Source organism: Bradyrhizobium sp. UFLA05-112 (genome assembly GCF_053572325.1).
In genome coordinates, this window is the sequence record NZ_JBANBK010000039.1 from 39035 (window position 1) to 63841 (window position 24807).

17 protein-coding genes and 3 pseudogenes are annotated in these 24807 nt (G+C 63.5%); 12 read left to right on the forward strand and 8 right to left on the reverse strand.

Translation table 11 applies throughout. The features are described 5' to 3' along the window. Positions 1–50 precede the first annotated feature (50 nt). The 4 genes and pseudogenes from SO180_RS22495 to SO180_RS22510 all read left to right on the forward strand — a co-directional run. Positions 51–1781 (forward strand): annotated as a pseudogene (locus SO180_RS22495) (ArnT family glycosyltransferase); the annotation flags it as partial. Positions 1782–1877: 96 nt separating this feature from the next. Next, the gene (locus SO180_RS22500; protein ID WP_449381048.1) at positions 1878–2504 is read left to right on the forward strand and encodes a phosphatase PAP2 family protein; all 627 of its coding nucleotides are present in this window, start codon (positions 1878–1880) and stop codon (positions 2502–2504) included. A gap of 63 nt (positions 2505–2567) precedes the next feature. Then, positions 2568–3299 carry a glycosyltransferase family 2 protein gene (locus SO180_RS22505; protein ID WP_449381021.1) on the forward strand — a complete coding sequence of 244 codons (732 nt, stop codon included), beginning with the start codon at positions 2568–2570 and terminating at the stop codon, positions 3297–3299. Continuing rightward, positions 3296–3634: a lipid-A-disaccharide synthase N-terminal domain-containing protein gene (locus tag SO180_RS22510; protein WP_449381022.1), complete on the forward strand. Its 339-nt coding sequence runs from the start codon at positions 3296–3298 to the stop codon at positions 3632–3634. Before SO180_RS22505 ends, SO180_RS22510 begins: the two co-directional genes overlap by 4 nt. A 274-nt stretch (positions 3635–3908) precedes the next feature. On the opposite strand, the gene SO180_RS22515 is transcribed toward SO180_RS22510, so the two are convergent. The 5 genes and pseudogenes from SO180_RS22515 to SO180_RS22535 form a co-directional block, all read right to left on the reverse strand. Continuing rightward, a complete protein-coding gene (locus SO180_RS22515) occupies positions 3909–5102 on the reverse strand; it encodes an MFS transporter (RefSeq protein WP_449381023.1) in 1194 nt (397 codons plus the stop codon). Then, on the reverse strand, positions 5099–6262 hold the full coding sequence (locus SO180_RS22520; RefSeq protein WP_449381024.1) for a hypothetical protein: 1164 nt from the start codon (positions 6260–6262) through the stop codon (positions 5099–5101). The genes SO180_RS22515 and SO180_RS22520 overlap by 4 nt, the downstream gene beginning before the upstream one ends. Positions 6263–6299: 37 nt before the next feature. After that, positions 6300–6530: an aminotransferase class III-fold pyridoxal phosphate-dependent enzyme gene (locus tag SO180_RS22525; RefSeq protein WP_449381025.1), complete on the reverse strand. Its 231-nt coding sequence runs from the start codon at positions 6528–6530 to the stop codon at positions 6300–6302. Positions 6531–6624: 94 nt separating this feature from the next. Beyond that, positions 6625–6957 (reverse strand): annotated as a pseudogene (locus tag SO180_RS22530) (aminotransferase class III-fold pyridoxal phosphate-dependent enzyme); the annotation flags it as partial. Positions 6958–7006: 49 nt separating this feature from the next. Further along, a pseudogene (locus SO180_RS22535) lies at positions 7007–7777 on the reverse strand (SidA/IucD/PvdA family monooxygenase); the annotation flags it as partial. A gap of 484 nt (positions 7778–8261) precedes the next feature. Here SO180_RS22535 and SO180_RS22540 point away from each other — a divergent pair. Then, the gene (locus SO180_RS22540; protein ID WP_449381026.1) at positions 8262–9167 is read left to right on the forward strand and encodes a LysR substrate-binding domain-containing protein; all 906 of its coding nucleotides are present in this window, start codon (positions 8262–8264) and stop codon (positions 9165–9167) included. 414 nt (positions 9168–9581) lie between these two features. On the opposite strand, the gene metC is transcribed toward SO180_RS22540, so the two are convergent. Beyond that, a complete protein-coding gene (metC, locus tag SO180_RS22545) occupies positions 9582–10775 on the reverse strand; it encodes a cystathionine beta-lyase (RefSeq protein ID WP_449381027.1) in 1194 nt (397 codons plus the stop codon). Between the two features lie 387 nt (positions 10776–11162). Between metC and SO180_RS22550 the strand changes: the two genes are divergently transcribed. The 4 genes from SO180_RS22550 to SO180_RS22565 are packed head-to-tail and all read left to right on the forward strand — an operon-like array spanning position 11163 to position 15678. After that, positions 11163–12179 carry an amino acid ABC transporter substrate-binding protein gene (locus SO180_RS22550; protein ID WP_449381028.1) on the forward strand — a complete coding sequence of 339 codons (1017 nt, stop codon included), beginning with the start codon at positions 11163–11165 and terminating at the stop codon, positions 12177–12179. A 24-nt stretch (positions 12180–12203) separates the two neighbouring features. Next, positions 12204–13409: an amino acid ABC transporter permease gene (locus SO180_RS22555; protein WP_449381029.1), complete on the forward strand. Its 1206-nt coding sequence runs from the start codon at positions 12204–12206 to the stop codon at positions 13407–13409. Further along, the gene (locus SO180_RS22560; protein WP_449381030.1) at positions 13406–14926 is read left to right on the forward strand and encodes an amino acid ABC transporter permease; all 1521 of its coding nucleotides are present in this window, start codon (positions 13406–13408) and stop codon (positions 14924–14926) included. Before SO180_RS22555 ends, SO180_RS22560 begins: the two co-directional genes overlap by 4 nt. Before the next feature lie 11 nt (positions 14927–14937). Further along, positions 14938–15678, forward strand: coding sequence for an amino acid ABC transporter ATP-binding protein (locus tag SO180_RS22565; protein ID WP_449381031.1), 741 nt, complete (start codon positions 14938–14940; stop codon positions 15676–15678). A 134-nt stretch (positions 15679–15812) separates the two neighbouring features. Here the strand turns inward: SO180_RS22565 and SO180_RS22570 are convergent, their stop codons facing one another. Then, a complete protein-coding gene (locus tag SO180_RS22570) occupies positions 15813–16847 on the reverse strand; it encodes a cysteine synthase A (protein ID WP_449381032.1) in 1035 nt (344 codons plus the stop codon). A gap of 84 nt (positions 16848–16931) precedes the next feature. Further along, on the reverse strand, positions 16932–18161 hold the full coding sequence (locus tag SO180_RS22575) for a class I SAM-dependent methyltransferase (RefSeq protein ID WP_449381033.1): 1230 nt from the start codon (positions 18159–18161) through the stop codon (positions 16932–16934). A gap of 564 nt (positions 18162–18725) precedes the next feature. On the opposite strand from SO180_RS22575, the gene SO180_RS22580 reads away from it, so the two are divergent. From SO180_RS22580 to SO180_RS22590, 3 genes are read left to right on the forward strand one after another with little or no spacing between them, the layout of a single operon-like run. After that, positions 18726–20198, forward strand: coding sequence for an efflux transporter outer membrane subunit (locus SO180_RS22580; protein WP_449381049.1), 1473 nt, complete (start codon positions 18726–18728; stop codon positions 20196–20198). Beyond that, complete coding sequence (locus SO180_RS22585) at positions 20188–21633, forward strand: efflux RND transporter periplasmic adaptor subunit (protein WP_449381034.1); 1446 nt, start codon at positions 20188–20190, stop codon at positions 21631–21633. Before SO180_RS22580 ends, SO180_RS22585 begins: the two co-directional genes overlap by 11 nt. A 27-nt stretch (positions 21634–21660) precedes the next feature. Further along, positions 21661–24807 carry an efflux RND transporter permease subunit gene (locus tag SO180_RS22590; RefSeq protein ID WP_449381035.1) on the forward strand — a complete coding sequence of 1049 codons (3147 nt, stop codon included), beginning with the start codon at positions 21661–21663 and terminating at the stop codon, positions 24805–24807.

Consider the following 24807-nt stretch of genomic DNA (forward strand, 5'->3'; position numbering starts at 1 on the left):
GCCCGGCTTAAGCGGTTGTAGGGGCGGTGGTTTCAGCGTATGCGGAACCAATGGTCGAGACCTTTGCCCGCCCCCGTTTCGGAGAGCCCCGCGAGCCGAAAACCCCCGTAAATCCGGGCAACCGGTTCGTGCGCGTGATCGATGCCGTCACCGGCAGCCACGCCCGCGCAATCGGCTTCCTGGTGCTGTGCGCGCTGCTTCTGCTCTTGCCCGGCTTCTTCACGATTCCGCCGGTCGATCGCGACGAGGCGCGCTTTGCGCAGGCGACCAAGCAGATGGTCGAGACCGGCGATTACGTCGACATCCGCTTCCAGGACGACGTCCGCTACAAGAAGCCGGTCGGCATCTACTGGCTGCAGGCGGCCGCCGTTCATACCGCGTCCGCGCTCGGCCTGCCGCGCGCCCAATTGCGCATCTGGGTCTACCGCGTGCCGTCGCTGGTCGGCGCGATCGGTGCGGTGCTGATGACCTATTGGACCGCGCTCGGCTTCGTCACGCGCCGCGCCGCCGTGCTTGCGGCGCTGGTCATGTGCGCGTCCGTGCTGCTCGGCGTCGAGGCGCGGCTTGCCAAGACCGATGCGGTGCTGCTCTTCACCGTGGTTGCGGCCATGGGCGCGATGGCACGGGTTTACCTCGCCTGGCAGCGCGGCGAGGACGAGGCGCATCCGCCGTGGAGCTATCCCGCGATCTTCTGGACCGCAATCGCCGCCGGCATCCTGATCAAGGGGCCGCTGATCCTGATGTTCGCCGCGCTCACCATCATCGTGCTGGCGATCCAGGACCGCGACGCGTCCTGGCTGTGGCGGCTGCGCCCGCTCTGGGGCCTGATGTGGGTGCTGGTGCTGGTGCTGCCCTGGTTCATCGCGATCTTCTGGCGTGCAGGCGATGCCTTCTTCGCCGATTCCGTCGGCGGCGACATGCTGAGCAAGCTTGGCGCCCAGGAATCCCATGGCGCGCCGCCCGGACTCTATCTGGTCCTGTTCTGGATCACCTTCTGGCCGGGCGCGCCGCTCGCGGCGATGGCGGCGCCGGCGGTGTGGCGGGCCCGGCGCGAGCCGGGTGCACAATATCTGCTGGCGTGGCTGATCCCGTCCTGGATCGTGTTCGAAGCGGTGCTGACCAAGCTGCCGCACTACGTGCTGCCGCTCTATCCGGCGATCGCGATCCTCACGGCGGGTGCCGTGGAGCGGCGCGTGCTGTCGCGCTCCTGGCTGATGCGCGGCTCGGCCTGGTGGTTCGCCATCCCGGCGCTCGGCTCGATCATGGCGGTCGTCGGTGCGGTCATGCTGACGCGCCAGCCGGCTTTCGCGGCATGGCCCTTCATCGCGGCGTCGCTGATCTTCGGCCTGTTCGCCTGGTGGCTCTACGACAACAACCGCGCCGAACGCTCGCTACTCAATGCACTGGTTGCGGCGCTGATGCTGGCGGTCGTGGTCTGGGGCCTGGTCCTGCCGTCGCTGACGCCGCTGTTTCCGAGCGTCGAGATCGCGCGCGAATTGCGCAACGTGCGCTGCGTCGGCCCGAAGGCGGCCTCTGCCGGCTATCACGAGCCGAGCCTCGTCTTCCTGACGGGAACGTCGACCCTCCTGACCGATGGCTCGGGTGCTGCCGACTTCCTCAAGCAGGGCAACTGCCGCTTTGCGTTCGTCGAGCAGCGTTCCGAGCGCAGCTTCGTCCAGCGTGCCGAGGCGATCGGGCTTCGTTACCGCGTTGGCTCGCGCATCGACGGCTACAACTTCTCGCAGGGGCGCGCGATCTCGATTGCGATCTTCCGTTCGGATGTGTATAAGAGACAGCATTCACTCTGGCTGAGTGCGGCCGGCGCGACCCTGATCATCGCGCTGATGGTCGTGTTCGACATGAGCGAGATCCAGATGATGCCGGCGCGCGGCACGCCCGGCCTGTGGCCGATCAAGATCCTCACCGATTTCGGCAAGGATGAGTATGTGCTGACGGCGCTCGCCGCCGCGCTCGTGACTGTGGCACTGATTGCGGCCGGCCGGCACGGCACCTCGCGTGCGCTGCTGCTCGGCTTCGGCACGCGGTTGCAATTCATCTTCTTTTCCGTGCTCTTCTCGGTGCTGGTCGGCGAGGTCCTGAAATACGTCATTGGCCGCGGCCGGCCCTTCGTCGGCGGCAAGGCGAACGCGTTCAATTTCATTCCCTTCAGTGGAACGGAAGCCCATGCCAGCCTGCCTTCCGGCCATGCGGTGACCGCGTTCGCATTGGCCTTTGCCGTCAGCGCAGTGTGGCCGCGCCTGCGCGTGTTCATGTTCACCTATGCCATCGTCATCTTGCTGACGCGGCTGGTCCTGCTGGCCCATCATCCGAGCGACGTCGTGGCCGGCGCTCTGGTCGGCATCGTCGGCACCATGGCGGTACGCTACTGGTTTGCGGCACGCCGGCTCGGCTTTGCCATCAGCAGCGACGGGGTGATCGTGGCGCTTCCAGGGCCGGTATTCACACGCCTCAAAAGGGTTGCCCGCGGGGCATCCGCCCCATAAAAGCGGCTGCCTGCTGACCGGACCGGTTCCCGCCGCGGGCCCATTCCAACCACGAGCATCGATTTGTCGTTCCAGCCCTCGGTTTCCATCGTCGTCCCCGTGCGCAATGAGGCGGACAACATCGCGCCTCTGATCGAGGAGATCGGCGCTGCGCTCGATGGCCGCTGGGCCTATGAGATCGTCTACGTCAATGACGGCTCGACCGATGCGACCGGCGAGCGGCTGTCGGCCATCATGAAGCAGCGGGGCAATCTGCGTCAGCTCCGCCATGCCAGGTCAACCGGACAGTCGGCGGCCGTACGCAGCGGTGTACGAGCGGCACGTGGGGCGATCGTGGCCACGCTCGATGGCGACGGCCAGAACAATCCGGCCTTCCTGCCGGACCTGATCGCAGCGGTCGAGAAAAGCGATCGCATCGGCCTCGTCGCCGGCCAGCGGGTCGGGCGCAAGGACACCGGCTTCAAGAAGTTGCAGTCGCGCATCGCCAACGGCGTGCGCGGCACGATCCTGAAGGACGGCACGCGCGACACCGGATGCGGCCTGAAGGTCTTCCGCCGCGAGGTGTTTCTGATGCTGCCCTATTTCGACGGGCTGCATCGCTTCCTGCCTGCGCTGGTGCGCCGCGAGGGTTTCGAGATCGCCTATGTCGACGTGATCGACCGGCCGCGCCGCGCAGGCGTATCAAACTACGGCTTCTTCGACCGGCTATGGATCGGGATCATGGATCTCGCCGGCGTGTGGTGGTTGATCCGGCGCAAGAAGCCGACGCCAGAAGTCAGCGAGGTGAAGGCATGATCATCCAATACGGCCAGGCGCTGAGCAACTATCTCTACGACGTCTTCGTCGCCAAGTTCGACTTCTGGCTCGCATTCGGCCTGGTCGCGCAGCTCTTCTTCACGGCGCGCTTTCTCGTGCAATGGATCGCGAGCGAGCGTGCCGGAAACAGCGTGGTGCCGATGGCCTTCTGGTTCTGCTCCATGGGCGGCGGGCTGATGACGCTGGTTTATGGCGTCGTGAAGCGCGAGCCGGTCATCATCCTCGGACAGGCGCTGGCGACCATCATCTACGTCCGCAACATCATGCTGATCTGGAAGAACCGCGGCAGCGCCTCGAAGACGCTGGATCGCTGATCCCTGTCCGGGCCAGGGCTTTTGGCCCGTCCGACCAAAATGTCGAAAACAACCCCATGCAAAGTAAGACTGGCGATCGCCGGTCCTAAACGCCAGGCATCCGGTAGATAAGGCGTATCGAACAAATTGGAGTTGACGCAGAGCCGGGCAGGGCGGCCGCCTCCGCCTCGTTTCTGCGGTAGGGCCCGCCCTCGCGCAGGCGATCGAGATGCCGCTGCTCTCGGGCGCATGGATAGACTCATTTCAGCGAGCAGCGATTTCCGCCGTGGCACTTTTATGGGTTGAGCGCCTTCTGGTGCCTGGCTTTCCGGCGCTTGATCACGTCAGTATAGAGCGAGCACAGCGTCACGACCACAATCGCAAAGCTGGCCGCCGCGCCGCCCTGCTTGTCGATCAGATATCCAAAGAGAGGCGCAACGAGCGAAAATGATCCGTCTCCCGCCATGGATGCGACAGACATCGCCGTAGCGCGGCTGTCTGATGATTCAGCATACCGGTTGATCAGTATGCGCATGATCGGATCGGAGATGCCTTGGGCGACCGCGTGGAGCGCAAGCCCTATGGAGACAATGACGATGCCAACCTTGCCTTCGGATGCAAAGGAGAGGCTCATGATGGCGAAGGCGGCCACGATCAGCGCGGTTTGCGTATGCAGCAGGCCGAAGACGCGACAGATGCGCTCGACGAAGAACGAGGCGACGAGCGAAATGAACAGGAGTGCCGTGAAGCATGTGCCGATCCATTCCAACGGCAGATGGTGCAAATCCGAGAAGGGCTGAAACGCCCAGAAACCGGCCTTTACGCCGATCGTGATAATCGCGAATTGCAGCAGGACCCGCCGATATTCGGCGTTGCGTCGGACCAGCGCGACCGCGGACACGACAACGGTCTTAAGCGCCGTGTTTCTGCGGCCACCTTCCTTGAGGAACAGGGCTGCTACGGGCGCGGAAATGAAGATTGCGATGGACGTGAGAATGAATGTGCTGCCCATCGTGTACCAGGTTGCGAAGACCGACCCGAAGGCCGAAGCAACACCGCGCGCGATGTTCCGCATGCCCCATCCGATGGACTCGACCCGCTCATATTCTTCGGTCTTTGCAAGGGCCTTATACTCGTCGTACACAAGAGCGGAGTCGGTGCCGGACGCCATCGACATCGAGAGGCCTAGGCCAGCCTCGAAGAGCATCATCTGCCAGTACTGATCGCAAAGTCCGAGACCAAGATAGCAGGATGCGGCCACCAGCGAGCCAAGGACCAGCGTGAGCTTCCGGCCGATACTGTCTGCAAAGACACCGCACGGCACTTCGAAACCAGCTTTGGCGATATAGTAGAAGCTCTCCAATGAGAGAGCCGTTGCGAGTGAGAAGCCCAGGCTCTGGAAGTACAAGACGCTAAAGGCCACGTGAAAGTAGCTGTTGCGCGAGAACCGGAAGACGATGAAGGCTAACCCGAACGGCTCTACCCTCATTGAGCGGCCCTTCCGAGCATTCGAATACCCGTCGCATAGATGGAGGCCCAGGTCGGCAGGTCCGGCACGACGGTCTGAGATCTCAGCCATCCGAAACACGAGTTCGCGGCATAAAGGTAGAACCTGACACGCCAGTTTCCGCGCAGCGCAGCAGCCGGCAGCATCTGTGCAACACTTTCTTCCGCCGCCTCGATCCCGGCCTCCGTCGAGGCGAAGTAGCGGTCGTCCAGGTCCATGACAAGCTGGGAGCCGGAGAGTGACAGCGCGTAAACGGGGGCCGCGCTTTTGCTTTCCTTCTTGATGAGGATCGGCGAAAGGCCAGCTATGCTGTGCAGCACGTTGGCGGCATCGTAAAGCGGCGATCCATGGAAAGCCACGTGCGGTGCCTTTCCTTCCCAGCTCGCCCTCGGATCTATGAGTAGGAAGCCCTCGTGTTGCTGCGAGGGGATAATATTCCGCAATTGTAAATCGCCGTGAATGAAGGAGGACGGAGCCGCATCGTCTGTCATGCGGCTCACGGCCGTATCCAGCATCGTGAGCGGCGCAGCGAAGGTACGTCCGTTGATGATCACGCGGCTCGCGACGATGTCCGAAAGAGGGGGAAGGCCCACAATCCGCCCGGCATTGATGCGCATGGCCTCGTTGTCGGTCAGGAGTGCGGTGGTCCGTCCCGTGAGGTGATACTGATCGAGCCGCCAGGCCTCCGGCGTCAGTGTCTCCGAATAGATCGGGGCCATGCAGTTTGCAAAGCGATTGAGGGTACGTTCCCATCCTTCGACCAGTTCGCCCACACCATCGTAGAGATCATGTTCGATCGTCACGTCTTTGCCAGCTTCCATGGCGAACCACCCGACAGATCGTTCGACGGATCGGCAATACACCGCGGGAAAATCGATATGCGGTGCACTGCTCGTGAATTTCCGGGCGGCTTCGAAGAAGTCCGTCTCCTCGCGCATTACATCGCTTGCGCCGATCTTGATGACGACCGACGGCTCTGCGCTAACGTAGAACAAGGCGAGGGAGCCCGTTCCACTCGTCAGCCGACGAAAAGTAGGCGCAAAGCCGCGGTTTCTCACCGATCGATTGGCCATGCATGAGTCCAGCGCTTGCTGGACGCACATGGTCATATCGGGGGGAGAAGCATGAAGGTGGCTGTTCATGGGAGGACTCTTTTAGTTACGCGTCGGGGCCAGCAGCTCACGCGGCGACGGCCGGGACTGCGCCGATCGCTTCCAGCGCGTCGAGGGCTGATGCGAGCGATTCGAGCTCGATCGTCAGCGGCGGCAGGAATTTCAGGACCTCATCGTTGGGCCCGCAGGTCTCCGCGATGACGCCACGACGATAGAGTCCCCGCGAGAGGTTCTGGGCGATGGCTGCGTCCGTGAAGGCGAGACCAGTGAAGAGCCCGCGCCCCCTGATCGAAGCCACGCCTGGTGGAAAGAGGGGGACGATTTTTTCGAGTCTGCTTCGAGAGGAAGGCGGTCTTGCGGGCGATCCCGGTCGCGAAGCTGTCGTCGGTCCAATAGGCGTGGATCGCCGCCGTCGCGCCGACAAAGCCGAGATTGTTACCGCGGAACGTGCCATTGTGTTCGCCCGGTGCCCATTTATCGAGTTCGGGTTTGCGAAGGACGACCGCGAGCGGCGTCCCAAATCCACTGAGCGATTTGGACAGGGTTACGATGTCCGGCACGACGCCGGACTCCTCGAAGCTGAAGAATGTTCCGGTGCGCCCGCATCCGGCCTGAATATCGTCCACGATCAGGAGGGCTCCGACCTCCTTGGCGAGCTCGCTGATCTTCCGCAGCCATTCCGGCCGGCAATGCGAAAGACCGCCCTCTCCCTGAACGGTCTCCACGATGAAGGCGGCCGGTGCTGCGCCATAGATCGACGCTTAGCGACCGTTGCACGCCCTCGGGCGCCGCATGGAAATAATCGACAAAGTCCGGGAAGTAGATGTGCTCGGTGAAGGGGCTTGTATCCTTCAGCTTGACGCCCTGTCCGCGCCAGATCAGGTGAAGCTGAACGTCCGGGTAGCGACCAAGCAGGTCGAGGGCGATCTCGATAGCGCTTTGGCTGGCGCCAACGATCGCAAGGCTCCTTGGGGCCGCCTCGAGTCCGATAGCATTGAGACCAAAGAGGTACTGGGAGGCATGAAAGATACGCTTATCGTTCACCTCGGCGAAGACGGGCGGCACCAAGGGCGATCGACCGGGCGCAAATGCGATCGTTCGAGCCAGGCGCGTTCTGCCGTCGGCCGATCGGATTTGATAGAGATCGGCACCAAGCGACCGATCCACCTGGATCGATACAATTTCCTCGCCGTAGGAGACGACCTCGGCAAATTGCTCTGCGACCCAGCGGACATAGCCCGCGTACTCCGTGCGCGGCGGGAACGGCTGATCGAGATTGAGGAAATCGAACAAGCGTCCGACGGACTCCAGATAGCTCAGGAAACCGTATCGGCTGCGTGGATTTCTGGGAGTGGCGAAATCCCGAAGCGGATTGTGCTGGATGTCGCTTCCCTCGAGAAGCATTCCCGGCTGCCAATTGGGCTCAAGAGATCGCTCGAGAAAAAGAACATTCCCTCGGAAATGCGCCTCCTTCATCATCACCGCCAGAGCGATGTTTGCGGGACCAAAGCCGATCCCAATGCAATCGTAGATATCGCGCATCATTGCCAGTGCACCTCAGCGGTTTGCGGACACAATCGATGAAAGTCTGTTCGTGGAAATCGCGCGGCGAGGGGCGGCTCACCTGTCCGGACGGCCGCCGGATCGTTTCATGCGCGATACCGGCCGGCCGCGGAGATGTTCGCTTGACCACGCGTGCGCCGCGCAGCTCGAACCGGGAGATACTTCTCTCAAGGCTGATCGCGGCGAAGGATCATTCTTCCAATGACGCTGCCCGGAAATCGCCAGTTCTCCGTTCGGGCTGAAGCGAGCCTTACGGCTCGGCCTGAAAGCGGCCGTATGAATTCCGTCGACGGCGTAGCGGCCATCGTCGAAAGATTGCGCGTAGCCCATCCGATGCCCCATCGCCTTGGTCTTCAAAATCTTCGGGAGCCGCTGATTGGTCCGCACTGATCTTGCGTGACACTTTTGTGAATTAGTTGCGCCGAGGCAATTGACAATTTCTAATACACATTAGAAAAGCCAGCGCATGACCTTCGCGAACCTTCCACCCCTCAATGCCTTGCGCTATTTCGAAGCTGCGGCCCGCAGGAGGAGCTTCACGTCGGCGGCCGAAGAACTGCACATCACCCAGAGCGCGGTGAGCCAGCAGATCAGAAACCTGGAAAGTTTCATCGGAGCCGCTCTTTTCAAGCGCGGCACTGCGACGGTCGTATTGACCGACATCGGCAAGAAATATTTTGAAACTGTCAGCAAGGCGCTTGAGCGTATTGATACGGCGACGTCCAAAGCGAAGACAACGCAGCGAAGCAAGAAGATCGAGCAAATCTGCCTTAGCGTGTCGCCGTCGTTCACGCATCTATGGCTCGTCAAGCGTCTCTATAAATTCCACCAGGACGTGAAAGACATCCAGTTGGCCCTGAATGTCACGCGGCACTACGTGGATTTCGAAGTCGAGAACGTGGATATGGCCATCCGTCACGGCGATGGTGAATGGCCCGGCCTTCATGCCGATCTTCTGACGAAGGACCGCATGGTGGCGGTCTGCAGTCCACGGCTCCTTCAGAAGCAGCGGGTGCCGAAGAGTCTGCCGGAGATTGCCAACTATCCCATCATCGAGGATCCCGTCTATCGGTACTGGGCCCGCTATGCCCGCCAAGTCGGCCATCAACTCGATCTGACCGACGCCGTCCAATACGATGACAGCGGGGTCATCGTCGAAGCCGCCATCAACGAGCAAGGTATCGCGATGGCGCGTGCATCGCTCGCTTCCGCGGCTCTTGCGCGCGGCCAGCTCGTCAAGCTGTTCGACGCCGATTTTTCCGACGCACTCGGATATTACATCGTTTTTCCATCTGCCCATAAGATTCGTCGAAGCGTGACGCGTGTGAGCAAATGGTTGCGACTGGAAGCTTCGCGTGAGCGCACCATCTAGTTCCTTCCAGGTCGGACCCGCCTGAGCGCGTTAGCTATCTCGGATATCTTGCTAGCGCGGCAGAGCGGACGCCGCGCCAGAGACGAACAGGGCGGCCGCCTCGGCCTAGTTCCTGGGTAGGGCTCGCCGGCTACATCGAGCACGGGATGGGCCACCGAGCAGATATGCGAGTGAATGCAGCGCAAGTCGTGCAGGCGATCGAGATGCCGCTCGGCGTCGGCGAGTTAGGTGTTACGCGGCCTGGACATTTCCACCAGCAGTTTGCGCGCCTCGTTGGCATCGCCCGACATGAGCACATCGAAGGCGATGCACAGCGAGTCCATAGTCCGCTGGTAGAAGGTTGCCAACTGCAACGCGCCCGCATCACCCCTTTGTTGCGGTGCGTTTGTTAGGCGGGATGCCCAATTTCGAAGCTCAAATTGCCGCGTTGAAGGCAGCAAAGCCGCGATCGAGATCAGCCTTGAGGTCCTCGACGCTCTCGAGCCCGATATGCAGACGCAGCGTCGGACCGCCCGGGGCCCACTTCGTTGCCGTGCGATAACTGTCGCAGTCGAAGGGGATGGCGAGGCTCTCGAAGCCGCCCCAGGAATAGCCCATTCCGAACAGCTTGAGGCTATCGAGCATGGCATCGACTGCCTTCTGCGGCGCGGGCTTCAAGATGACGCTGAACAGGCCGGAGGCGCCGGTGAAGTCGCGCTTCCAGATCGCGTGGCCCGGATCTGTCTCGAGCGCGGGATGGAGCACGCGCGCAACCTCCGGCCGCGTGGCGAGCCAGCGCGCCACGTCGAGCCCCGAGCGATAGTGCTGTGCCAGCCGCACCGACAGCGTGCGCATGCCGCGCAGCGCGAGGAAAACGTCGTCGGGCCCCGCGCAGACACCGAGCAGGCGGATGGCCTCGGTCACGAGCGGCCACGCCTTGGCATTTGCGGAGATGGTGCCGAACATGATGTCGGAATGGCCGCCGATATATTTGGTCGCGGCCTGCATGCTGATGTCGACGCCCTGGTCGAGCGAGCGATGATAGAGCGGCGTCGCCCAGGTGTTGTCGTCGATGACGAGCGCGTCGCGGGCGTGCGCGACCTCGGCGACCGCGCGAATGTCCGGCATCTCGAAGGACTGCGAGCCCGGCGCTTCCACCAGCACCGCGCGCGTATTGGGCTTGAACAGGGCTTCGATGCCTGCACCGATCAGCGGATCGAAATAGGTGGTCTCGATGGCGTAGCGCGCGAGCAGGCCGTTGCAGAAATTGCGCGTGGGCCGATAGACGTTGTCGCAGACGAGCAGGTGATCGCCCGCCTTCAGCACCGCGAGCAGGGTGGTGGTGATCGCAGCCAGGCCCGACGGCGCGATGCCGACGCCGGCGCAGTTCGGTCCCTCCAGCGCCATCAGCGTCTCCTGGAGCGCCTTGGTGGTGGGAGTGCCGTGGCGGCCATACTGGAACTCGCCGCGATGGGCGTGCAGGTCCTCGGCCGTCGGGTAGAGCACGGTCGAACCGTGCACGACCGGCGGATTGACAAAACCCTTCTGCGCCTTGGTGTCGCGGCCGGAGGTCACCAGCCGGGTGTCGGGATGTTGCGAGAAGGGCTTCGCGCCCGCAGAAGAATCCATGCGTGTGCTTTCAAAACTGGGATTGTCGGCGCGGAAAGTCCCCGCGCGGGACGGCGGATCGACCGCAACTGGTAATAACAGATCACAGAAGAGTCCCGTCAACCCCTTGACCCGGCTCGCCAGTCGTTCTGTGATGCGCAGGTGCTATTCTGTCGCCGCATGTTGAGGGGCTTGCCGCGACCTTCGATCCACCGCCCGAGGGACCATGCCTGACAGCCTGGCGTCCAACGGTTTCCGGCAGGGGATCAACGGGGTTGGCCCACAGCTTGCACGATGTTCAGCGAAAGACGTTCAGCGAAGGATGTTCAACGAACGTTCCCATACGCCATTAGATTAGAGACGACCGCACGTCGCCCCCAACACGATGCCCTTGAAAGGCTTCAGCCCATGAAACGCGTAACTCTGGTTCTCACCCTTGCTCTCGCCGCCGGCCTGTCCGCCCCGGCCGCCCAAGCGCAAACGCTCAAGACCATCAAGGACAGGGGCATGCTGTCCTGCGGCGTCAGCCAGGGCCTGCCGGGCTTCTCGTCGCCGGACGACAAGGGCAACTGGACCGGGCTCGACGTCGACCTCTGCCGCGCGGTCGCGGCGGCCGTCTTCAACGATCCGACGAAAGTCAAATACGTGCCGACGTCCGCCAAGGACCGTTTCACCGCGCTGCAATCCGGCGAGATCGATCTGCTCTCGCGCAACACCACCTGGACGATCTCGCGCGATACCTCGCTCGGCGCCAATTTCGCCGGCGTGAACTACTATGACGGCCAGGGCTTCATGGTGAAGAAGTCGCTCAAGGTGAATTCGGCGCTGGAACTCAACAGCGCCTCGGTCTGCGTCCAGACCGGTACGACCACCGAGCAAAATCTCGCCGACTACTTCAAGGCCAACAACATGAAGTACGAGGTGATCGCGTTCGCCACCAACGACGAGACGGTCAAGGCCTATGAATCCGGCCGCTGCGACGTCTTCACCACCGACCAGTCTGGCCTCTACGCCAACCGCCTGAAGCTTGCCAATCCCAACGACCACATGGTGCTCCCGGAAATCATCTCCAAGGAGCCGCTCGGTCCGATGGTGCGCCACGGTGATGACCAGTGGTTCGACATCGTCAAATGGACCCTGTTCGCGATGGTCACGGCCGAAGAGCTTGGCATCACCTCCAAGAACGTGGACGAGAAGGCGAAGTCGGACAATCCCGAACTGAAGCGCGTCCTCGGCACCGACGGCAATTTCGGCGAACAGCTCGGCCTGACCAAGGACTGGGTGGTCCGGATCGTGAAACAGGTCGGCAATTACGGCGAGGTGTTCGACCGCAACGTCGGCACCGGCTCACCGCTGGGTATTGCCCGCGGCCTCAACAGCCTTTGGAACAAGGGCGGTCTCCAGTACGCTCCGCCGATCCGCTGATTGCCAAGCCCACGGCTTGCGGCGATGAGCACCGAGGCCCGAAAACCACCGCCGCAGATCGCGCTGAAGCTGAGGCGCGCTCTCGGTGGTAAGGCTGGCTGGAACGGCGTCGCCGTCCAGCTCGCCTTCGCCGCGATCCTGGGCTGGATGGCCTATGAGATCATCTCCAATGCCCGCGCCAATCTGGAAAACCAGCACATTGCTGCCGGTTTCGGATTCCTGAGGAACAATGCGGGCTTCGACGTCAATCAGACCCTGATCCCCTACACCGGCTCGGACACGTTCTTGCGCGTGTTCGTGGTCGGGCTTCTGAACACGCTGGTGGTCTCGGTCGTCGGCATCTTCTTTGCCACCATCATCGGCTTCATCGTCGCGCTGTGCCGGCTCTCCCCCAATTGGCTGCTGTCACGCGTCGGCGAGATCTATGTGGAGATCATCCGCAACCTGCCGCTCCTGTTCCAGCTGCTGTTCTGGTACCTCGCGGTGCTCGCGGCCTTGCCCAATCCACGGCAGAGCATCTCGCTGCTGGGCATTGCCTTCATCAGCAACCGGGGACTGGTCATTCCACGCCCGGTCGGCGAAAGTGGATTCGAGGCGTTCCTGGTGGTGCTGGCGCTCGGCATCGTCGCTTCGTTGGCGCTGCGCGTCTACGCGCGGCGCGAGCTCTACCAGCGCGGCCGCATGATCCGGATCTGGCCCTACGTGCTGGGCCTTCTGTTCGGGCTTCCGCTCGTCACGATGCTGATATTCGGTCTGCCCTTCACCTTCGAGCTGCCGCAGCTCAAGGGCTTCAATTTCGCCGGCGGCGCGCGGATCATTCCGGAATTCGTGGCGCTGTCGGTGGCGCTGTCGACTTACACGGCGGCCTTCATCGCCGAGATCGTGCGCGCCGGTATCCTGTCCGTGCACAAGGGACAGATGGAGGCGGGATCCTCGCTGGGCTTGAGCCGCGGCACCACGCTACGGCTGATCGTGGTGCCGCAGGCCATGCGCGTGATCGTCCCGCCACTGACCAACCAGTATCTCAACCTCACCAAGAACTCCTCGCTTGCCGTCGGGATCGGCTATCCTGATCTGGTCTCAGTGTTCGCCGGCACATCGCTCAGCCAGACCGGGCAGGCGATCGAGATCATCGCCATGACCATGGCCGTCTACCTCCTGATCTCGCTCTTCACCAGCGCCGTCATGAGCGTCTATGGCTGGCGCATCAACCGGAGCCTGGGAGCATGACGGATATCACCGCGTCATCCTTCGTTCGCCAGGACCTCGTTGCGGAGCGGCCTGCGCCGGTGAAGACCACCGGCTTCGTCGGCCTTGTGCGCACGCGCCTGTTGAACTCGCCGACCAACATTCTCTTGACGATCCTCGGCGCGCTGCTGCTCTGGTACACCGTCATTCCCGCGCTCAGATTCCTGGTGGTCGACGCCGTCTGGACCGGAAAGGACCGTACGGCGTGCCTGCCCGAAAATGCGGGGTATGTGGTCGGTGCCTGCTGGCCCTATATACAGGCGAAGCTTCCGCAGCTCATCTATGGCTTCTATCCCGAGGCGGAACGCTGGCGGGTCAATCTGACCTTCATCCTGGCGGCAGTCCTTTTGTTGCCGCTGCTGATTCCGCGCCTGCCGGCGAAGGGACTCAATGCCGGCCTGTTCTTCTTCGCCTTCCCGGTGGTCGCATTCTTCCTGATGCACGGCGGCGGCATCACCGGTTTCGGCCTGAGCTGGACCGCCGGCCTGCTGCAACTGTTCGACGACAGCGTCATCGGCGCGGGGCAGGTACTGGTCAGCCTCGGCAAGAGTTCGGCCATCGGTCCGCTTTTGTGGGTCGTCGGAAACTTCATCGTGCTGGTCGGCACCGCGATCCAGTGGCTGATCTTTCCGCTGACCTGGCTGCGCGATCAGATCCAGGCAAGTAGCCAGTCGGTCTGGATCGATTTCGCGATCACAACTATCGTCGTCTCGTTGATCCTGTTCTTCCTGGGCGGGGGAATGCGCACCGGCTGGCGCGCGCTTGCATCGAGCATAGCGACGTTCATCGGCACCGCGCTCGTGATCAAGCTGATGGGGCTCGATCACGGCGGCCTGCCGATCGTCGATACACGCCTGTGGGGTGGGCTCCTGGTGACGCTGGTGGTTGCCGTGACCGGCATCGTCACCTCCATGCCGATCGGCGTCGCGCTGGCGCTCGGGCGCCGCTCGACGATCCCGCTGATCCGGATCTTCTCGATCGCCTATATCGAGTTCTGGCGCGGCGTGCCGCTGATCACCGTGCTGTTCTTCGCGACCTACATGCTGCCCCTGTTCCTGCCGGGCAACTTCACGGTCGACGGCCTGGTGCGCGCATTGATCGGCATTGCGTTGTTTACCGGCGCCTACCAGGCCGAAAACATTCGCGGTGGGCTCGCTGCGGTTCCGCGTGGGCAGGGAGAGGCGGCTTCAGCACTGGGCCTGTCCTGGTGGAAGACCACCTCGCTGATCGTGCTGCCGCAGGCGCTGCGCCACGTCATCCCGAGCCTCGTCAACAGCTTCATCTCGCTGTTCAAGGACACTTCTCTGGTCTCGATCGTGGCGCTGTTCGATCTGCTCGGCTCGCTCAGGGCATCCTTCTCCGACCCGGTCTGGTCGACGCCGTCGACGGCGTTCACCGGCTTTGCCTTTGCCGGAGTCCTCTATTTCCTCTTCTGCTTTGGAATGTCGCGTTACTCACTCTTCGTCGAGAACCGACTCAACGCCCATCGCCGCAACTGAACGGGGTCACCATGTCCGCCAGCCCGATCGTCAAGATTTCCGGCCTCAACAAATGGTATGGCGACTTTCACGTGCTGCGGGACATCGATCTCGAGGTCGAGAAGGGCGAGCGCATCGTGATCTGCGGTCCCTCGGGCTCGGGCAAGTCGACGCTGATCCGCTGCATCAACGCGCTGGAGGAGTTTCAGGAGGGCGAGATCGTCGTCGACGGTATCGAGCTCGGGCCGAACCTGAAACACATCGACGCGGTGCGCCGCGAGGTTGGCATGGTATTCCAGAGCTTCAATCTATTCCCGCACCTCACGGTGCTCGACAATTGCACGCTGGCGCCGATCTGGGTCCGCAACATCCCGAAGAAGGACGCCGAGGCGACCGCGATGAAATTCCTGGAGCGGGTCAAGATCCCGCACCAGGCCAACAAGTTTCCGGGCCAGATGTCCGGCGGCCAGCAGCAGCGCGTCGCGATCGCGCGCGCACTCACCATGAATCCGAAGGTGATGCTGTTCGACGAACCCACCTCGGCGCTCGACCCAGAAATGGTCAAGGAGGTCCTCGACACCATGGTCGACCTCGCCAAGGAAGGCATGACCATGCTCGTCGTGACGCATGAAATGGGCTTTGCGAAGGAGGTCGCCAACCGCGTGGTGTTTATGGACGCCGGTCAGATCATCGAATCCAACACGCCGCAGGAATTCTTCGCCCATCCGCAGCACGCGCGCTCACAGCTTTTCCTGAGCCAGATATTGCGGTGATCTCGATCCTCATGGTGAGGAGCGAGCAAAGCGCGCGTCTCGAACCATGAAGGCCCCTTCGTCCTCGCGGCCATCCTTCGAGACGCGGCGCAAGGCGCCGCTCCTCAGGATGAGGTCGGAAGGCGCGCCGCGCCTTACACAAACGGCGGCTTGATGTTGCTGCGCTTCTCCAGCCAGGCCGGCACCGGCAGATTCTTGGCGCGCATGAAGTCCGCATTGAACAGCTTGGACTGATAGCGGCTGCCGGAATCGGCGAGCACGGTGACGATGGTCTTGCCGGGCCCGAGCTTCTTCGCGAGGCGAATGGCGCCAGCGATGTTGACGCCCGTCGAGCCGCCGAGGCACAGGCCCTCATGCTGGAGCAAATCGTAGATCAGGTTGACCGCTTCCTCGTCGGGAATGAGGAAGGCATCGTCGACCTTCGCGGTCTCGACGATTGCGGTCGCGCGGTTGAGCCCGATACCCTCAGTGATCGAGCCGCCGGACGTCGCAGTGGGCTCGCCGGTCCGGAAATATTCGTACATCCCGGCGCCGTGCGGATCGGCACAGGCGATGGCGACGTCCTTGTTTTTCTCCTTCAAATAGCGGCTGACGCCGGCAAGCGTACCGCCGCTGCCGACCGAGCAGGCGAAGCCGTCAACCTTGCCCCCGGTCTGCTGCCAGATTTCGGGGCCGGTGGATTCGTAATGCGCCTTGGCATTGTCGAGGTTGTTCCACTGGTCGGCGAACAGCACGCCGTTCGGCTCGCTCTTGCGCAACTCATCCGCGAGTCGGCGCCCGACATGCTGGTAGTTGTTGGGATTGGCGTAAGGCAGCGCCGGCACCTCGACGAGCTCGGCGCCGCACAGCTTCAGGAAATCCTTTTTCTCCTGGCTCTGGGTCTCCGGGATCACGATCAGCGTGCGATAGCCGCGCGCGCTTGCCACGACTGCAAGGCCGATGCCGGTGTTGCCGGCGGTTGCCTCGACCACCAGGCCCCCCGGCCTCAGTTCGCCGCGCTTCTCGGCCTCCAAGATCATCCATTTGCCGGCGCGGTCTTTCACCGACTGGCCGGGATTCATGAATTCGGCCTTGCCGAGAATGGTGCAGCCGGTCTGTTCGGACGCACGCTTGAGCTTGATGAGGGGAGTGTTGCCGATGGCTTCGACAACGTCGTTTTTGATGGTCATGTCAGGCAATTACCGGCTGGTTCTGTGAGGTGATCGAGACCCTAAAGTAGGGTCTCCGGCCACACAAGGCGAGGGCGCAAAGTCTTAATGCTGCTTTGCGAAGACGACCTGCCGGACGTCGATATTTCCGGAGAGGAAACCGGCCTCGCAATAGGAGAGATAGTACTCCCAGAGTCGCCGGAACCGATCGTCGAAGCCGAGCGGCACGAGGTTGGGCCAGGCGCTGCGGAAGTTATTTCGCCAGGTGGCAAGCGTCTTGGCATAATCTTGCCCAAAGATGCGCTCTCGGATGACGGGGACACCAAACGTCTCGCCAAGGGATTTGAGCACGGCGGGCGAGGGCAGCATGCCGCCGGGAAACACGTAGCGCTGGATGAAGTCGACCTCGCGCCGATAGGTCTGAAACAACCCGTCCTGGATGGTGATGGCCTGGATGCCGGCAAGACCGCCCGGCAACAGGCGATCACGTAGCTGCGCGAAATATTTCGGCCAAAACTGCTCGCCGACGGCCTCGATCATCTCGATCGAGGCGATGCGGTCATACCGGTCGCGCTCATCGCGGTAGTCCTGAAGGCGGATCTCGACCTTGTCGGAGAGACCGGCGTCCTGGATGCGCTTTTGCGCAAAGTCGCGCTGCTCGGTCGAGATTGTCAGCCCGACAACGTGCGCACCAAAAGTCTTGGCCGCGTACTCGGCAAATCCCCCCCAGCCGCAGCCGATCTCGAGCAGCTTCTGTCCCGGCTTGAGATCGATGGCTTCGGCGAGCCTGCGATACTTGTTGGTTTGGGCTGCCGTGAGATCGGTGGTGTTCTCTTCGAACAGCGCCGAGGAATAGGTCATGCTCGGATCGAGCCAGGCGGAATAAAAGGCGTTGCCGATGTCGTAATGCGCATGGATATTGCGCCGCGCCTGGCGCCTGGTGTTGCGGTTGAACCAGTGCCGGACCACCTGGACGAGGCGCATCAGCGGCTTGTCGCGGAGCATGGCCTGGATCAGGTCGTGGTTGACGCAGAAGATATAGAGGAACTGCGTGAGATCGGGCGTATCCCAATCGCCCGCGAGATAGGCTTCGGCAATCCCGATATCGCCGGCATTGATGAGGCGCGGCGCAAAATCGTAATTGTGCAGCCGCATCACGGCATTCGGGCCGGGCTCGAGGCCGCCGAGCCGGATGACGCGGCCGTCGGGCAGGATCACGTCGAGCGTGCCGCGCCTCAGACGTGAGCCGAAGGCGAGCGCGAGGCGAACCAGGCGGGGCAGGTCTGCGAGGACCGTCTCGACATTGTCGGGGGTGACCGGAATCGCGTTCTGCATCGGCATCACCTGAACTGGCACTGTCCGACCGCTCAGGTAGCCGCGCCCATCCCGGTTCTCGCTGGACCCGAGAGCGCCCCCGCAGGCAGTCAGCGACGGGTAGTATAAGCGCGCGTTTCCGCGGCCGCCAAGCTGTCGCGTTGTCGGCAATGCCCCCTGCCGCTCGATGTCTGAAGAGCTTCGGTGCGCTGCGGCGCAGGATTCAGTGGAGGGCAGCCCTTCTGTGGCCGTCCCGATCCCGCTGTGGCGGCAATACCACATGAAATGTTGGTAAGCTTGTCGACGCCGGGGAGCGCGTCGAAATGCGAGAAAGCCCTATAGAAGTAGGCAAAACCTGCGTGTTTCGCGACTTCGTGAAGTCCATTTGCGGGGCGGGCTTCGCAGTTGCGGGACTGTCCGCCCCGGCCACGCCCCGCTAATATGCGGCACGGTTGCAGGAAAGCATCACGCTGTGAACGAAACGGAGACCATCCCCCAACTGAACCACCGCGAATCGGTTAATCCGGCCGCGCGGTGGCAGTTGCGTCTGCCCGGCAGGGGGTGGATGTGACCCGAAGATTTCCGATGGTCGTCGTCCGGCGATCGTACTGTCCCGCACGTGAGCTGCTGGTTGGGCTGCTGGGCGCAGTGGGCCGGGCGGTGGCGCTTGGCCTGGCACTGAGCTCCGCCGGCTGCGTGCTGACGCAGGACTTACCCGATCCGGCGCTCGACGTGCCCAGCCAGTATAAATACGCCGGCAAGCCCGATGCGCCGCCGCCGCTCGACTGGTGGCGCGGCTTCCGCTCGGCGGAGCTGACGCAATTGATGGAGGAGGCACAGACCGTCAACCTGGACATCGCCGCCGCCGTCTCGCGCATCTTCGAGGCCGACGCCCAGGCGCGGCAGGCCGGTGCAGCCCTGCTGCCGAGCTTGTCCGGCTCGGGCTCGGAGACCTATTCGCGGACGTCAGGCTCCTCGTCCTCCGGACTCACCAACGGCGGCCGCGAGGTCGTCAACTATTCGGCCTCGCTGAGCGCGAGCTACCAGCTCGATTTCTGGGGCCAGAATCGGGACGCATTGCAGTCCGCCGAAGAGACCGCCCACGCCAATCGCTTCGATCGCGACGTCGTGGCGCTGACCACGCTCACCAGCGTTGCCAACGCGTATTTCCAGGTGCTGGCCTCGCAGGATCGCTTGCGCACCGCGCAAAGCAACATCGCCAGTGCCCAGCGGATCCTCGATGCCATCAAGGAGCGGCGCAAGGCGGGCACGGGCACGGACCTCGACGTCGCGCAGCAGGAGAGCGTGCTCGCCAACCAGAAGGCGCTGGTGCCGCCGCTGCGGCAGACGCTCGATCAGAACATCAACGCGCTGGCCGTGTTGGTGTCGCGCCCGCGGGAGAGCGTGCGGGTCGCGGGCGGCTCGCTGAACCAGATCGGGATCCCGCGCGTCACACCGGGACTGCCGTCCGAACTCTTGACGCAGCGGCCCGATATTCGCCGGCAGGAAGCGCAGCTGGCGTCCGCCACCGCCAATATCGGCAATGCCCGCGCGCAGTTCTTTCCGACCATCCAGCTCACCGGCAATGGCGGCTATCAGAGCTCGGCGCTGGTATCGCTGTTCCAGCCGCACGCGGCCTTCTTCCAGCTCGTCGGCAGCGCGACGCAGCCGATCTTCGACGGCGGCAAGATTCTCGGCAATTTCGAGTATGCCAAGGCACGGCAGGACGAGTTGCTCCAGACCTACCGCAAGACGATCGTCCAGGCTTTCGCGGATGTCGACAACGCGCTGTATTCGATCAAGCAGACCACGATCAAGCTGCAGTTGCAGCGCGAGGTCGTCGTGGCGTCACGCCGCGCGTTCGATCTCGCCGAGCAGCAGTTGCGCGCCGGCACGGCCGATATCGTGACGGTGCTCAACACCCAGCTGACGCTGTTCCAGGCGGAGGACACGCTGTCGCAGGCGCAGCTTGCCCGCCTGCTCGCGATCGTCAGCCTGTACCAGGCATTGGGCGGCGGTTGGGAGCCGAGAATGGAGAAACCGGTCAATGCTCTTTAAGCCGGACACGAAGGAAGGCGCGAAGGACGAGGCAGCCAAGCGCGGCTCGTCCCGGCGCGGCCGCCGCTTTGTCTCCACGCTGATCACGCTCGCGATCATCGGCGGGCTCGGCTATTTCGGCTGGACCGCGTGGCACCAGAAGCCTGCGAATGACCGCAATGCGCGGCCAGACCTCCCCGTGCCCGTGCTGGCGGCGTCCCCGCGCATCCAGGACGTGCCTGTTTATCTCGACGGCGTCGGCGCGATCCGCGCGCTCAACACCGTCACCGTGCGTTCGCAGGTCGATGGCAAGCTGATCGCGGTGAATTTCATCGAAGGCCAGGACGTCAAGAAAGGCGACGTGCTCGCCGAGATCGATCCCGCGATCTACCAGGCGCAGTATGATCAGGCCGTGGCCAAGAAGGCGCAGGACCAGGCTCAGCTCGCCAACCAGCGCATCGACCTCACACGCTACGAGCAGCTCGCCGCCACCAACGCCGGCTCCAAGCAGCAGGCCGACACCCAGCGCGCGGCGGTCGCGCAGACCGAGGCACTGATCAAGGCCGATCAGGCCGCGATCGACAATGCGGCGGCAACGCTGAGCTACACCAAGATCGTGGCGCCGCTCTCGGGCCGCGCCGGTCTTCGCCAGGTCGATCAGGGCAACATCATCCATGCCTCCGACACCACGGGTCTCGTCGTCATCACGCAGTTGCAGCCCATTGCGGTGTGGTTCAGCCTGCCGCAGCAGCAGATCATGCGCGTCAACGCCGCCGCGTCGAAAGGCGCATTGCCGGTCGACGTGTTCGGCAATGACGGTGTGACGGTGATCGACACCGGCAAGCTGACCGGCATCGACAACCAGGTCGACCCGACGACCGGCACGCTCAAGCTCAAGGCGGAATTCCCCAATGCCAGCTACCAGCTCTGGCCGGGCCAGTTCGTCAATGTCCGCCTCAAGGTCGAGACACTGCCGAAAGCACTGGTGGTGCCGACATCGGCCGTGCAACGCGGGCCGGTCGGCACCTTCAGCTATGTGATCGGCGAGGGTGATATCGTCTCGGCCAAACCCGTGACGGTGACGCAGCAGAATGAGCATGATGCCGTGATCGCGAGCGGTCTGTCGCCGACCGATCGTGTCGTCACCACCGGCTTTGCCAATCTCTCTGACGGCTCCAAGGTGATCATCGGCCGCGACGACCAGACGCCGTCGGCGGATCTTGCGCCGCGCAAGCGCAGCCGCGCGCCGGATGCCCAGAAAGGCGGTCAAGCCAAGGACGGGCAGGCAAAGGATGGGCAAGCCAAGGATGGACAGGCCAAGGATGGGGCCAAGGACCTGCAAGGCAAGGATGGCGAGCGCCGCGCCAAGCGGCAGAGCGGTGAGGGCGATCAGAAAGGCCAGACTGGACCGGCACAGGGGGCAGATTCATCGGGCAGTGGAGCGAAGCAGCCATGACCCCGACCTCGACCGGCTGATCACGTCATGGGCGTCTCCGAACCCTTCATTCGCCGGCCGATCGCGACCTCGCTGCTCGGCATCGCGCTGCTGATCGGTGGCGCGCTCGGCTACTTCTCGCTTCCGGTCTCGGCGCTGCCGCAGGTCGACTTCCCGACCGTGCAGGTAACGACGCAACTGCCCGGCGCGAGCCCCGATGTCATCGCCTCGCTCATTACCGCGCCGCTGGAGCGGCAGCTTGGCCAGATACCGTCGTTGTCGGCGATGAACTCGACGAGCTCGTTCGGCGTCAGCCAGATCTCGCTGCAATTCGATCTCAACCGCGACATCGACGGTGCGACGCAGGACGTGCAGGCTGCGATCAACGCAGCCGCCGGCGTGCTGCCCAAGACGCTGCCTTACCCCCCGACCTACGCCAAGGTGAATCCGGCGGATGCGCCGGTGATGACACTTGCGCTGCGCTCCGACACGATCTCGCTGCGGGTGATGAGCGACATCGCGGATACGCTCCTGGCGCAGCGGCTGAGCCAGATTTCCGGCGTCGGCCGCGTCTCGGTGCTTGGCGGACTGAAACCGGCGGTGCGCATCCAGGCCGACCTCGCGCGGCTGGCCGCCTACGGCATCGCCATGGAGGACCTTCGCAGCGCGATATCCAATGCCAACGTCTCGGGCCCGAAGGGGTCGCTCGACGGCGCGCAGCAATCCTACCTGATTGCGGCCAACGACCAGATCGCCGCGGCCGATGCCTATCGGCCGGTCATCGTTGCCTACCGCAATGGCTCGCCCGTCACCATCGGGGATATTGCTCAGATCGTCGACGGTCTGGAGAATGATCGGACCGGCGGCTGGTACCAGGGCTCGCCGGCGGTGATCATCGACATCCAGCGCCAGCCCGGCGCCAACGTGATCGACGTGGTCAGCCAGATCCGGGCCGAGATCCCGAAAGTCCAGCGCGCGATCCCGGCCGGCGTGAACCTGACCGTGGTCTCGGACCGGACCGTCACCATCCGGGCCTCCGTCCATGACGTGCAGTTCACGCTGATCCTTGCCGTCGTGCTGGTGACGCTGGTCGTGCTGCTGTTCCTGCGCTCGCTGCGCGCAACCGTGATCGCCGGCGTCGCGCTGCCGCTGTCGCTGATCACGAGCTTCGGCATCATGTATTTCGCCGGCTTCAGCCTCGACAACCTCTCGCTGATGGCGCTGACCATCGGCACCGGCTTCGTGGTCGACGATGCCATCGTGATGATCGAGAACATCGTCCGGCACATGGAGAACGGCGAGAGCGCGATGCAGGCCTCGCTCAGGGGAGCGAGCGAGATCGGATTCACCGTGATCTCGCTGACGGTGTCGCTGATTGCCGTCTTCATCCCGCTACTGTTCATGTCGGGCCTCGTGGGCCGGATGTTCCGCGAATTCGCGCTGACGCTGACGATCGCGGTCGTGACTTCGGCGGTGGTCTCGCTGACGCTGACGCCGATGATGTGCTCGCGCCTCCTCAAGCACGCGCACGAGGAGCTGGCTGTGCCGGGGCTCGCCGCGGTCAGCCGCTTCATCGATCGCACCGTCGAATTCTACCACAGGACCTTGCTGTGGGTTCTCGAGCATCAGCGCACGACGCTGGTCGTGACCTTCGGCACGCTGATCCTGACCCTCGTGATGTATGTCGTCGCGCCCAAGGGCTTTCTGCCGCTCCAGGATACGGCCTCGATCACGGCCGTGACGGAAGCCGGCGCCGACGTCTCCTTCGCCGAGATGCAGAAGCGGCAGGCGGAAGCCGCCGATGCCATCAAGGCCGATCCCGACGTGGTCGGCGTGGTCTCGGTGATCGGGGCGGGGTCGGTCAACCCGACCACCAATGTCGGACGCCTCGTCATGACGCTCAAGCCGCGCGGCGAGCGGCGCGACGACGTCAGCGTGGTCGTCGACAGGCTGAAGAACAGGGTTGCCGCGATCCCCGGCATGACCGTGTACTTCCAGCCGGTCCAGGACGTGCAGATCTCGACCCAGTCGAGCCGCTCGCAATATCAATACACGCTCACCGGCACCGACGCGGCATCCGTCTCGGAATGGTCGCGCAAGCTGGTCGCCGAGATGCGACGCGATCCGCTGTTCCGCGATGTGTCGTCGGAGGCGCAGGAAGGGGGGCTGCGCGCGCAGCTCGACGTCGACCGGACCCGCGCCGGCCAGCTAGGCGTCAACCTGCAAGCCGTCACCGACACCCTGAACGATGCCTTCGCGCAGCGCCAGATATCCACCATCTACGGCCAGGCCAACCAGTACCGCGTGGTGCTGGAGGCGCTGCCGATGTACCAGCGTGATCCGTCGATCCTGTCGAAGCTCTATCTGCCGGGCGCCGCAAGCGCCACCGTGGGCGCGCCTAACGCTCAAGTGCCGCTGTCTGCCGTGGCGACGCTCACGCGGACGACGGCGCCGCTGGCGATCTCGCACCAGGCGCAATTCCCAGCGATCTCGCTCAGCTTCAACCTGGCGCCGGGCGCCGCCCTCGGTGACGCCGTCGAGGCCGTGAAGGCGATCGAGACCCGCATCGGCATGCCCCGCAATATCGTCGGCGTTTACGCAGGCGATGCCGCCGAATTCGCCAAGGCGCTTGCCGGGCAGCCCTGGCTGCTGCTCGCTGCCGTCATCACGATCTACATCGTGCTGGGCGTGCTTTATGAGAGCTACATCCATCCGATCACGATCCTGTCGACGCTGCCGTCAGCCGGCGTTGGCGCAATCCTGGCGCTGGTCCTGTGCGGGCAGGACCTGTCCGTCATCGGCCTGATCGGCATCATCCTTCTGATGGGTATCGTCAAGAAGAACGCCATCATGATGATCGACTTCGCGCTGGAAGCCGAGCGCGGGCAGGGGATGGCGCCGACGGAGGCGATCGTTCAGGCCTGCCTGTTGCGCTTCCGTCCGATCATGATGACGACGCTCGCGGCGCTGTTCGGCGCGCTCCCGCTTGCGGTCGAAAGCGGCACCGGCTCGGAGCTGCGCTTTCCACTCGGCATCTCCATCATCGGCGGCCTCCTGCTCAGCCAGTTGCTGACTCTCTACACCACGCCGGTGATCTATCTCGCGCTCGACCGGATCAATCGCCGCCTCGAGCGCGCACTGCCCCCGGCCGAGCCGGGAGGCCCGCCGGTTGCGGGCGCAACCGAGGGGATGTGA